The sequence below is a fragment of the Streptomyces sp. P13-3-3 genome (assembly GCF_050571355.1).
In the GTDB taxonomy this organism is placed as follows: domain Bacteria; phylum Actinomycetota; class Actinomycetes; order Streptomycetales; family Streptomycetaceae; genus Streptomyces; species Streptomyces althioticus.
Map to the genome: position 1 here is coordinate 4,094,252 of NZ_CP192228.1, position 11,241 is coordinate 4,105,492.

Below are 11,241 nucleotides of genomic sequence, written 5' to 3' on the forward strand. Positions count from 1 at the left end.
GCTCCTTACAGGGGGATGTTGCCGTGCTTCTTCGGGGGCAGGCTCTCGCGCTTGGTCCGCAGCTGACGCAGCCCGCGGACGATGTGGCGGCGGGTGTCGGACGGCATGATCACCGCGTCGACGTAACCCCGCTCGGCGGCGACGTAGGGGTTGAGGAGGGCGTCCTCGTACTCCTGCATCAGCCGGGCCCGGGTCGCCTCGGCGTCGTCCGACTCGGCGATGGTGCGGCGGTGCAGGATGTTGACGGCGCCCTGCGCGCCCATCACCGCGATCTGGGCCGTCGGCCAGGCCAAATTGAGGTCGGCGCCCAGGTGCTTGGAACCCATGACGTCGTACGCGCCGCCGAACGCCTTGCGCGTGATGACGGTGATCAGCGGGACCGTCGCCTCCGCGTAGGCGTAGATCAGCTTCGCGCCGCGGCGGATGATGCCGTCGTGCTCCTGGTCCACGCCGGGCAGGAAGCCGGGGACGTCGACGAAGGTCAGCACCGGGATGTTGAAGGCGTCGCAGGTCCGCACGAAGCGGGCCGCCTTCTCCGACGCGGTGATGTCCAGGCAGCCGGCGAACTGCATCGGCTGGTTCGCCACGATGCCGACGGGGCGGCCCTCGACGCGGCCGTACCCCGTGAGGATGTTCGGCGCGAACAGGGGCTGCGTCTCGAAGAACTCCGCGTCGTCGAGGACGTGCTCGATGACCGTGTGCATGTCGTACGGCTGGTTCGCCGAGTCCGGCACGATCGTGTCGAGTTCGCGGTCCTCGTCGGTGACCGTCAGGTCCGCCTCCTCCGGGAAGGCGGGCGGCTCCGAGAGGTTGTTCGAGGGCAGGTAGGAGAGGAGCTGCTTGACGTACTCGATCGCGTCCTTCTCGTCGCCCGCCATGTGGTGCGCGACGCCGGAGGTCGAGTTGTGGGTGCGGGCGCCGCCGAGCTCCTCGAAGCCGACGTCCTCGCCGGTGACCGTCTTGATGACGTCCGGGCCGGTGATGAACATGTGGCTGGTCTGGTCGACCATGATCGTGAAGTCGGTGATGGCGGGGGAGTAGACCGCGCCGCCCGCGCAGGGGCCCACGACCAGGCTGATCTGCGGGATCACACCGGACGCGTGCGTGTTGCGGCGGAAGATCTCGCCGTACGCGCCGAGGGAGGCCACGCCCTCCTGGATGCGGGCGCCGCCGGAGTCGTTGATGCCGATGACGGGACAGCCCGTCTTGAGGGCGAAGTCCATCACCTTGACGATCTTCTGGCCGTAGACCTCGCCCAGGGCGCCGCCGAAGACGGTGAAGTCCTGCGAGAAGACGGCGACCGGGCGGCCGTCGACCGTGCCGTAGCCGGTGACGACGCCGTCGCCGTACGGGCGGTTGGCGTCGAGACCGAAGTTGGTGGAGCGGTGCCGGGCGAACTCGTCCAGTTCGACGAAGGAGCCCTCGTCGAGCAGGAGGTCGATCCGCTCACGGGCCGTCAGCTTGCCCTTGGCGTGCTGCTTTTCGACGGCACGTGCGGAGCCGGCGTGCGTCGCCTCTTCGATACGACGCTGGAGATCCGCGAGCTTGCCCGCGGTGGTGTGGATGTCAGGCTGCTGCTCTTCCGGCTCGGACATCGGGATGCGGCTCCCTGCCTGCTCAAAAGGGGGGACGGTTACTCATCCGTAGCGTAGTGGGGGGCTGTGTGTTCGGCAGTGCGGTGTTTCCCACACCTAGTGTGGGTTGCATGACACCCCGAGATGACTCCGAATCCCCTGAGCCGCGTCGTAGTCGGTGGTCCGATCTCGACCGGCCTCCCTTGAACGCCGCCGCGTTGCGGCGGGCTCTGGTGCGGGAGGGGGGTTTGTGGCGGGAGCTGGACGTGGTGCAGCGGACCGGGTCCACGAACTCCGACCTTGTGGCGCGGGCGGCTGCTGGTGGCGGTGGCGGTGGCGGTGGCGGTGGTGGTGCTGGTGGCGCCGGCGGTCGTGGTGGCGGTCGGGGGTTGGGGGAGGGGGTTGTTCTCGTCGCGGAGGAGCAGAGTGCCGCGCGCGGGCGGCTGGACCGGAAGTGGGTGGCTCCCGCTCGGTCCGGGTTGTTCTTCTCCGTGTCGCTGCGGCCCGGGGACGCGGGTGTGCCCATGGAGCGGTGGGGGTGGCTGCCGTTGCTGACGGGGGTCGCCGTGGCCACCGGGCTGGCTCGGGCCGGGGGTGTGGACACGGGGTTGAAGTGGCCCAACGACGTGCTGGTGACGGTGGGGGGAGAGGAGCGGAAGGCCGGGGGGATCCTGGCGGAGGCCACGGGAGACGGGGGAGTGGTGGTGGGCGTGGGGGTGAACGTCAGCCTGCGGGCCGACGAGCTGCCTGTGCCTACGGCGGGGTCGCTGGGGTTGGCGGGGGCGGTGAGCACGGACCGGGATCCGTTGCTGCGGGCTGTGCTGCGGGGGATCGAGGACTGGTACGGGCGGTGGCGGGCCGCTGGTGGTGACGCGGGGGCGTGCGGGTTGCAGGAGGCGTACGCGGCGGGGTGCGCGACGCTGGGGCGGGTCGTGCGGGCGGAGCTGCCCGGGAATCGGGCGTTGGTGGGGGAGGCTGTGGCTGTGGACGGGGACGGGCGGTTGGTGCTGGCTACGGAGGCGGGGGTGCAGGAGCCGGTGGGGGCGGGGGACATCGTGCATCTGCGGGCGGGGTGAGGCGGGGCGCGCCTGCGGCGCATTCACCTGTGCGGTGGGGGTTGTTGTAGCGCCCAGGGTGGGGTGGTGGTGCGGGGCCGCGGTGGGGGTGGTCGTCCTCGGTCTGGCGCGAGAGTGCGTCTCGAGTGGCGGAGGGCGTGGACGCGCCAGCCGCTGCGGGCGCCCACCCCCACCCCGTCCCCTCCCCGCCGCGAGCGGCTACACCGACACCGGTGGCGGGCGTCGCCCCGCCAACTGCGGGCATGCGTGCCGCCTGGGGCGGCACGGGTGGGCGCGGCGGTACCTCGTTGGCGCCGAGGTGCGCCGACAACCCCCGGCCCGCACCCACGCCGGGCGCCCTCGCGGCACCGGGGTGGGCAACACCCCACGCCCGCACAAACCCCGCGCCGGGTGTGCAACACCCACCCCGCCGCACGACCGTGGCTGAAAACGCACCCCCGGGTGCCACCCCCGGCGCGTATGGAGAGGCACGCGCCTCACTCCTCACCCACGGCCCAACCTGACGGAGTGAGCTACCGCACACCTGCCGTAGAGTTGAGCCCGGTCGAGACATGGCCGTGACAGATCGGAAGGGCAGCAACGCGTGAGCGTCGACGACTCGGGTTCCGGTGCGGACGCGCAGGGCGACGGCGAGGATCCGCTTGCTCTGCGCCTCGAGCAGCTCATTCTGGGCGCCGAGCGCCGTTACACGCCGTTCCAGGCGGCCCGCAGCGCCGGCGTCACGATGGAGCTCGCCACCCGCTTCTGGCGTGCCATGGGCTTCGCCGACGTGGGTCAGGCGAAGGCCCTGACGGAGGCGGACGTCCTCGCCCTGCGCCGCCTCGCGGGTCTGGTGGAGGCCGGTCTGCTCAGCGAGGCCATGGCCGTCCAGGTCGCCCGGTCCACCGGTCAGACCACCGCGCGTTTGGCCGAATGGCAGATCGACTCGTTCCTGGAAGGCCTCACGGAGCCGCCCGAGCCCGGCATGACCCGCACCGAGGTCACGTACCCGATCGTCGAGCTGCTCCTGCCCGAGCTGGAGGAGTTCCTGGTCTACGTGTGGCGGCGGCAGCTCGCCGCCTCGGCCGGGCGTGTGGTGCAGGAGGCCGACGACGAGGAGATGGTGGACCGGCGGCTCGCCGTCGCCTTCGCCGACCTCGTGGGCTTCACCCGCCTCACCCGGCGGATGGAGGAGGAGGAGCTCGGCGAGCTGGTCGAGGCCTTCGAGACGACGGCCGCCGATCTGGTCGCGGCGCGCGGCGGGCGGCTGATCAAGACCCTCGGCGACGAGGTGCTGTACGCCGCCGACGACGCCGGGACCGCCGCTGAGATCGCCCTGCGGTTGATAGAGACCATGGCGAACGACGAGACCATGCCGGAACTGCGCGTCGGCATGGCCTTCGGCACCGTCACCACCCGGATGGGCGATGTTTTCGGCACGACCGTCAATCTCGCCTCCCGGCTGACCTCCATAGCCCCCCGCGACGCCGTCCTCGTCGACTCCGACTTCGCCCTGGAGCTCATCCGCACCGGTGACGCGCCGGCCAGTGAGGCCGCCGCCGCCGAGGCGGCGGCCGCAGCGGAGAAGGAGGGCGAGGAGCCGCCGTCGTACCGGTTCGCCCTCCAGCCGATGTACCAGCGGCCCGTCCGTGGTCTCGGCGTGGTCGAGCCCTGGCTGCTCAGCCGGAGGACTCCCCCGGAGGAGGCCCCCGCCGACTGACCGTCGGCGTCGCCCTCAGCCGCCCAGGCAGATGTTCAGCAGGGGGAGGCAGAGCCCGCGGTCGTCGTCCTCGTCCTTGGCCTCGTCGCCGGGCGGCGGGGGCTGAGGCGGGGGTGTCGTGGTCGGCGGTGGCGGTGGTGTCGGCCGGTGTTCCGGTGGAGGTTCGGATGTGTGTGACGTCCGGGGTGCGGGCGGGGGCGTCATCGTGCGGGTGCTCTCCGACGGCGTCCGTGGCGGTGTCGGCTGCTGGGTGAGCGGCTCCCGCGCCTTCCCGCCCTGCGCTTTCGGTGACGTCGGGCGCGGGTCCGGGCGTGGGGTCTGCCGGGGGGTGGGGGCCCTGGAGGGACCCGCCGCCTCCGCATTCTCGCTCGGTGCCGTCGGGGCGCCGCTCTCCTCCGGGGAGGGGAGGGCGGCCGCCCGCGTGTCTCTCGGCGGGGCGTCCGGTGTCGACAGGTGGATGAGCGTCGCCGCGCCCGCCGTCAGGGTCAGGGCGCCCGCGGCCAGGAGGGCGCGGCGGTGGCGGGGTTTTCGGTGGCGTCCTCGGGGGACGGTGCGCGTCTCGTCGGGTGTCATCGTCTGTCTCCCCCCTGCGTGCGCCCCCGGCGCGCGCGGTGTGCGCACGGTATGCGCCGGGGGCGGTGCGGCTCAGGCGAGTCGGTCGTATGTCACTCGAACGGGTGGACCCTTTTCCTCGGTGGCTCGCGGCTGCCATGATCGGGGCGAGCCAAGTTAACCCGCGTTAACCGGAGGGTGTCATGAGTGAGGAACGGTTCGGGGAGTTCGTGCTGGTGCGGCGGCACGAGCGGGGGCATGTCGCGGAGCTCGTCCTCGACCGGCCGAAGGCCATGAACGCGGTGTCGACCGAGATGGCCCGTTCGATCGCCGGCGCCTGTGCGGCGCTGGGCGAGGACCGCGACGTACGGGCGGTGGTGCTGACCTCGTCGCACGAGCGGGCGTTCTGCGTGGGGGCCGATCTGAAGGAGCGGAACTCGTTCAGCGACGCTGATCTCGTGCGGCAGCGGCCTGTGGCGCGGGCTGCCTACACCGGGGTGTTGCAGCTGCCGGTGCCTTCCGTTGCCGCCGTGCACGGGTTCGCCCTGGGCGGTGGGTGCGAGCTCGCTCTGTCGTGCGACGTGATCGTGGCCGACCGTACGGCCGTCATGGGGCTGCCCGAGGTGTCCGTCGGTGTCATCCCGGGCGGGGGCGGTACGCAGTTGCTGCCCCGGCGGGTCGGGTCGGCCAGGGCCGCCGAGCTCATCTTCACCGCGCGGCGGGTCGAGGCCGAGGAGGCCCGGGAGATCGGGCTCGTGGATGTGCTGGTGGACGAGGGACGGGACCGTGAGGACGCGCTCGCCATGGCCGCGCGGATCGCCGGGAACTCGCCCGTGGGGCTGCGGGCCGCCAAGCGGGCGCTGCGTCTGGGACACGGGCTCGACCTGCCGGCCGGTCTCGAGGTCGAGGACGCGGCCTGGCGTTCCGTGGCGTTCTCCGGGGACCGGGCCGAGGGTGTGGCCGCCTTCAACGAGAAGCGGCGGCCGGAGTGGCCCGGCGAGTGACCTCGATGTCTCGATAAGCGGAAAATCTCCCTAATCTGGGGGAATGGGTGAGGAGAGCCGCCTGGCGGCCGTGGTGGCGCTGGCACAGGGCATGGCCGCCGCGCACAGTTCGCGGGAGGCGTGGCGGGCCGCCGCCGGCGGGGCTCGCCGGGCCCTGGGCGGGAGCTTCGCCGCGCTGTCCGTGTGGGAGCGGGAGCTCGGACGGCTGCGGGTGCTGGTGAACGTCGGGGAGCTCGCCGAGGGGGAGGAGGAGTTCCCCGAGGACGAGTCGTACCCGGTGCACCAGTTCGCCGAGATCACCGAGTTCCTGCACGAGCGGTGGGCCGGCGGCGGCGAGCCCGACGCCTGGGTGGAGACCGCGCAGGGCCCCGAGGAGGGGCGCGCCGGGTACTGCCACCAGCGGGTGGCGGCGCTGCGGCGGCGCGGGCGCGGCTGCTGCGTGGTCGCGCCGATCGTGCTGCACGGGCGGGCCTGGGGCGAGCTGTACGTGGCCCGGCCGGTGGGCGAGCCCGTGTTCGGAGGGGCGGACGCCGACTTCGCGACCGTGCTGGCCGCCGTGGTGGCCGCGGGCATCGCGCAGACCGAGCGTCTCGAGGAGGCGCGGCGGCTGGCCTTCACGGACTCGCTGACGGGGCTGGCGAACCGGCGGGCCGTGGACGCCCGGCTGGACGAGGCGGTCGAGCTGCACCGGCGGGACGGGGCCGTCGTCAGCCTGGTGGTGTGCGACGTCAACGGGCTGAAGCGGGTCAACGACACCCTCGGGCACTCCGTGGGGGACCGGCTGCTGGAGCGGTTCGGGAGCGTGCTGTCGCTGTGCGGGGCGATGCTGCCGGGCGCCCTGGCGGCGCGGCTCGGCGGGGACGAGTTCTGTCTGCTGGCGGTGGGACCGTCCGCCGACGAGGTGGTCAAGGCGGCCGACGAGGTGTGCCGGCGAGCCGTGGAGCTGGACATCGGCGACGGTGTGGCGTGCGGGGTGGCGTCCACGGAGGACCCGATCGGGCCGGTGCGCTCGGCGCGGCGGCTGTTCCGGCTGGCGGACGCGGCGCAGTACCGGGCCAAGGCCGAGCGGGCCGCACACCCCGTGGTGGCCGGGCGGGAGGGGCCGGACGACCCCGTGGTGCGGCTCGCGGACGAACCCTCGCGGGAGGCCGACGGGGAGCGGCGCCGGTTCCGCGGGCGGCACGCGCCCGGGTAAGGGGCGCGGCCCGGATCCGGTGGTGACAGTGAGGCATTCACTGCGTAGGCTCCTGAATATGGATATGCACACAGTGGTGGTGGGGACATCGGGCGTGACCGCGTCCGACGTGCTGGCCGTGGCGCGCGACGGCGCCCGCGTCGAACTGTCCGAGGAGGCGGTCGCCGCCCTCGCCGCGTCCCGCGAGATCGTGGACGCCCTGGCCGCCAAGCCGGACCCGGTCTACGGGGTGAGCACCGGCTTCGGCGCCCTGGCGACCCGGCACATCAGCCCGGACCTGCGGGCGCAGCTCCAGCGCAACATCGTCCGCTCGCACGCCGCCGGCATGGGACCGCGGGTGGAGCGGGAGGTCGTCCGCGCGCTGATGTTCCTGCGGCTCAAGACCCTCTGCTCCGGGCACACCGGCGTCCGGCCCGAGGTCGCGCGGACCATGGCCGACGTGCTGAACGCCGGGATCACCCCCGTGGTCCACGAGTACGGCTCCCTCGGCTGCTCCGGCGACCTCGCCCCGCTCTCGCACTGCGCCCTCGCGTTGATGGGCGAGGGGGAGGCGGAGGGCCCCGACGGCACCGTGCGGCCCGCCGGCGACCTGCTGGCCGAGCACGGCATCCGGCCCGTCGAACTGCGCGAGAAGGAAGGGCTCGCCCTCCTCAACGGCACCGACGGCATGCTCGGCATGCTGGTCATGGCCCTCGCCGACCTGGACCTCCTCTACCGGTCCGCCGACGTCACCGCCGCGCTCAGCCTGGAGGCGCTGCTCGGCACCGACAAGGTGCTCGCGCCCGAACTGCACGCCATCCGCCCGCACCCCGGCCAGGCCGCAAGCGCCGCCAACATGCTGGCCGTCCTCGAGGGTTCGGGACTGACGGGGCATCACCAGGACGACGCGCCCCGGGTCCAGGACGCCTACTCCGTGCGCTGCGCCCCGCAGGTCGCCGGCGCCGGGCGCGACACCATCGCACACGCCCGCCTGGTCGCCGAGCGCGAACTCGCGTCGGCCGTGGACAACCCGGTGGTCTTGGCCGACGGCAGGGTGGAGTCCAACGGCAACTTCCACGGCGCCCCCGTCGCCTACGTGCTGGACTTCCTCGCCGTGGCCGTCGCCGACCTCGCCTCCATCACGGAGCGCCGCACCGACCGGCTGCTGGACAAGAACCGCAGCCACGGACTGCCGCCGTTCCTCGCCGACGACCCCGGCGTCGACTCCGGGCTGATGATCGCCCAGTACACGCAGGCCGCCCTGGTCGGCGAGCTGAAGCGGCTCGCCGTGCCGGCGTCGGCGGACTCCATCCCGTCGTCCGCGATGCAGGAGGACCACGTCTCCATGGGCTGGTCCGCGGCGCGCAAGCTGCGTACCGCCGTCGACGGCCTGACCAGGGTCGTCGCCGTGGAGCTGTACGCCGCCGCACGGGCCGTGGAACTGCGCGAGGGCCTCACCCCCGCCCCGGCGACCCGGGAGGTGCTGAAGGCCCTGCGGGAGGCCGGTGTGGGCGGTCCCGGCCCCGACCGGTACCTGGCGCCCGACCTCGCCGCCGCGGAGGCCTTCGTCCGCGACGGGCGGCTGGTCGAGGCCGTGGAGCGGGTCACCGGGCCGCTGAGGTGAGACGGCCGGGGCCCCGCGGACGACTCCGCGGGGCCCCGGTACGCCGTGGCAGGGGCGCTCAGAACTCCAGGCGCTCCCGGCGGACCGAATAGACGACGAAGCCGGCGCCGAGGGCCAGACAGGCCGTGCCGCCGACGATGTACGGGGTGCTGTCGAAGCTGCCGGTGTCCGCGAGGCGGACCTCCTGGCCGGTGCTCTCCAGGTGGGCCGTCGTCGCGCTCGACACGCCTCTCGCCTGCTCGGTGACCTGCGGGGAGGGGCTCGCGGACGGCGCGGTCCTGGCCGGGGCGTCCGAGGTCGCGTTCGCGGACGGGACGAACCACAGGGCGCCGAGCAGGGTGCCCGCGGCGGTGGCGGTCAGCAACGGACGGAGCGCGGATGACACGGAATATCGATCCCCTTGTGGCGCTGGCGAATTGGCCGTGTGGGCTGATGGTAGTGAACCGCGCGGGTCACGGGAAAGTCACGGGAGCCCTTCCCTGTGCGCTCCGGGGCCGAGTCCGTGGAGTATGTGCCTGTTTGCCCGGTTCTGCCTGGAGGGGAGGGCGGGTAGCTGCTGAACAGGCTTGTGTGCAAAGGGTTGTGACCGAGGCCACAGTAAGAATCCCCGCGCTCTCTTACGTGTCCGTTCGTACTGGTCGGCGGGGATGGCGGGGGGCCGGCCGGGGCGGAGGGCGTGCGGCGGCCGGCGGTCGGATCACGACCCGTACTCGCGTGAAGGGGGAAGCGGCGACGAGGATGGCGACCGGTTCGACGAGGGCTGCGAAGACGAGTCCGACGACGAAGAGTCCCACCGCGACGACGCGTCCCCGACGGCGGGTTTCGCGCCGGCTGAGACGACTTGAGGAAATGTTGACCCCGGGAGGCAACCGACGCCCCGGGCCGGCACGTCTCAATCGGCGCACTGACCGGCGTTCCCGCGGTCCGCAACGGCGGACGTGGTGAGTCCCACATGCGTGGGATTCGGGAACCGGATCACCCGGTCGTAGCGTTGATGGTTGTGGACGAGGCGCCTCGGCTCCCGCCAGGGGCCTCGTGGGGTTGGGATTCTGGCAACGATGGAGAAGCGTGTGATGACGGACGGTAAGCGGCGGCGCAGGGGTCTGGCGGCCGCGTCCGCTCTGCTCGGCGGAGTTCTGGTGCTCTCGGCGTGCTCCGGCGGGGACGACGACGCCGCGGGCTCCGACGGCAAGGACACCTCGCAGGCGCAGGTCGACGAGGCGGCGGCCAAGAAGTCCTCCGAGGCGCAGATCAAGATCACGCCCAAGGACGGGTCGAACAACGCCTCCATCAACAACTCGGCCACGGTGACCGTCGACAAGGGCGAGCTCACCGAGGTCACGATGACCACCGCCGACGGCACCGCCGTCGAGGGCCAGATATCGGCCGACAAGAAGAGCTGGAAGCCCAGCGGCCAGCTCGAGCGCGCCACCACCTACAAGCTGTCGGCCTCCGCGAAGGACTCCGAGGGCCTCGTCGCCCACGAGAACGCGTCCTTCACGACGGTCTCCCCGTCCAACAGCTTCATCGGCAACTTCACCCCGGACGACGGCACCACGGTCGGCGTCGGCATGCCCGTGTCGATCAACTTCGACAAGGCCATCACCAACAAGTCCGCCGTGCAGAAGGGCATCGAGGTGTCCTCCAGCAGCGGCCAGGAGGTGGCCTGCCACTGGTTCAACGCCAACCGCATGGACTGCCGCCCCGAGCAGTACTGGCAGGAGGGCTCCACCGTCACCCTGAAGCTGGCGCTCGACGGGGTCGAGGGCGCCGAGGGCGTCTACGGCGTCCAGCAGAAGACGGTCACCTTCAAGATCGGGCGCAACCAGGTCTCCTACGTCGACGCCAAGACCAAGCAGATGAAGGTCACGCAGAACGGCAAGACCGTCAAGACCATCCCGATCTCCGCCGGCGCGCCCGAGAACAAGACGTACGAGGGCCAGATGGTGATCTCCGAGAAGTTCAAGGAGACCCGGATGAACGGCGCCACGGTCGGCTTCACCGACGACGACGGCAAGGGCGAGTACGACATCAAGGACGTGCCCCACGCCATGCGTCTGAGCACCTCCGGCACCTTCATCCACGGCAACTACTGGGGTGCGAAGTCCATCTTCGGCAGCGTCAACACCAGCCACGGCTGCGTGGGCCTCGCCGACGCCAAGGGCGCCAACGACCCGAGCACGCCGGGCGCCTGGTTCTACAACAACTCGATCGTCGGTGACGTCGTGGTCGTGCAGAACACCGGCGACAAGACCATCGCCCCGGACAACGGCCTCAACGGCTGGAACATGAGCTGGGAGCAGTGGAAGGCCGGCTCCGCGGTCTGACGCCCCCTCCGCCACGAGAACCCACACCACACGGCCGATGCCCTCGTCCCCTCCCTCGGGAGCGGTGACGGGGGCATCGGCCGTCCGCGTCCCTCCCGCCCCAACCGCGCGGTTGTGTAACGGAGTTCCGGCGGCCACATCACAGTCACCCGGCGACTTCCCGACCACTGCCGAACCCCCTTGAGCCGCTTGATCACCGGTCGGCATACTC

At 72.1% G+C, this 11,241-nt stretch carries 8 protein-coding genes; 6 read left to right on the plus strand and 2 right to left on the minus strand.

Features of this window, described 5'->3' with window-relative positions:
* Positions 1–5 precede the first annotated feature (5 nt).
* Positions 6–1,595 (minus strand): acyl-CoA carboxylase subunit beta, encoded by a 1,590-nt coding sequence (locus ACQZOG_RS18845; protein ID WP_033272274.1) that lies wholly within the window; start codon positions 1,593–1,595, stop codon positions 6–8.
* A gap of 110 nt (positions 1,596–1,705) precedes the next feature.
* On the opposite strand from ACQZOG_RS18845, the gene ACQZOG_RS18850 reads away from it, so the two are divergent.
* The 5 genes from ACQZOG_RS18850 (at position 1,706) to hutH (ending at position 8,703) form a co-directional block, all read left to right on the plus strand.
* Positions 1,706–2,650: a biotin--[acetyl-CoA-carboxylase] ligase gene (locus ACQZOG_RS18850; protein WP_391604922.1), complete on the plus strand. Its 945-nt coding sequence runs from the start codon at positions 1,706–1,708 to the stop codon at positions 2,648–2,650.
* A gap of 583 nt (positions 2,651–3,233) precedes the next feature.
* The gene (locus ACQZOG_RS18855; protein ID WP_351035359.1) at positions 3,234–4,349 is read left to right on the plus strand and encodes an adenylate/guanylate cyclase domain-containing protein; all 1,116 of its coding nucleotides are present in this window, start codon (positions 3,234–3,236) and stop codon (positions 4,347–4,349) included.
* A 755-nt stretch (positions 4,350–5,104) separates the two neighbouring features.
* Positions 5,105–5,905 (plus strand): enoyl-CoA hydratase/isomerase family protein, encoded by an 801-nt coding sequence (locus ACQZOG_RS18860; protein WP_225626121.1) that lies wholly within the window; start codon positions 5,105–5,107, stop codon positions 5,903–5,905.
* A 43-nt stretch (positions 5,906–5,948) separates the two neighbouring features.
* Positions 5,949–7,100, plus strand: coding sequence for a GGDEF domain-containing protein (locus tag ACQZOG_RS18865; RefSeq protein WP_058916855.1), 1,152 nt, complete (start codon positions 5,949–5,951; stop codon positions 7,098–7,100).
* Positions 7,101–7,164: 64 nt separating this feature from the next.
* Complete coding sequence (hutH, locus tag ACQZOG_RS18870; protein ID WP_430741886.1) at positions 7,165–8,703, plus strand: histidine ammonia-lyase; 1,539 nt, start codon at positions 7,165–7,167, stop codon at positions 8,701–8,703.
* 58 nt (positions 8,704–8,761) lie between these two features.
* Here the strand turns inward: hutH and ACQZOG_RS18875 are convergent, their stop codons facing one another.
* Positions 8,762–9,088 carry an LAETG motif-containing sortase-dependent surface protein gene (locus ACQZOG_RS18875; protein WP_191881091.1) on the minus strand — a complete coding sequence of 109 codons (327 nt, stop codon included), beginning with the start codon at positions 9,086–9,088 and terminating at the stop codon, positions 8,762–8,764.
* A 688-nt stretch (positions 9,089–9,776) separates the two neighbouring features.
* Here ACQZOG_RS18875 and ACQZOG_RS18880 point away from each other — a divergent pair.
* A complete protein-coding gene (locus ACQZOG_RS18880) occupies positions 9,777–11,030 on the plus strand; it encodes a L,D-transpeptidase (RefSeq protein ID WP_033272687.1) in 1,254 nt (417 codons plus the stop codon).
* Positions 11,031–11,241: the final 211 nt, after the last annotated feature.

Coding starts and splice junctions, on each gene's coding strand:
- ACQZOG_RS18880 (WP_033272687.1), top strand. CDS start 9,777: ATGACGGACGGTAAGCGGCGGCGCAGGGGTCTGGCGGCCGCGTCCGCT.
- ACQZOG_RS18860 (WP_225626121.1), top strand. CDS start 5,105: ATGAGTGAGGAACGGTTCGGGGAGTTCGTGCTGGTGCGGCGGCACGAG.
- ACQZOG_RS18845 (WP_033272274.1), bottom strand. CDS start 1,595: ATGTCCGAGCCGGAAGAGCAGCAGCCTGACATCCACACCACCGCGGGC.
- ACQZOG_RS18865 (WP_058916855.1), top strand. CDS start 5,949: ATGGGTGAGGAGAGCCGCCTGGCGGCCGTGGTGGCGCTGGCACAGGGC.
- ACQZOG_RS18850 (WP_391604922.1), top strand. CDS start 1,706: ATGACACCCCGAGATGACTCCGAATCCCCTGAGCCGCGTCGTAGTCGG.
- hutH (WP_430741886.1), top strand. CDS start 7,165: ATGCACACAGTGGTGGTGGGGACATCGGGCGTGACCGCGTCCGACGTG.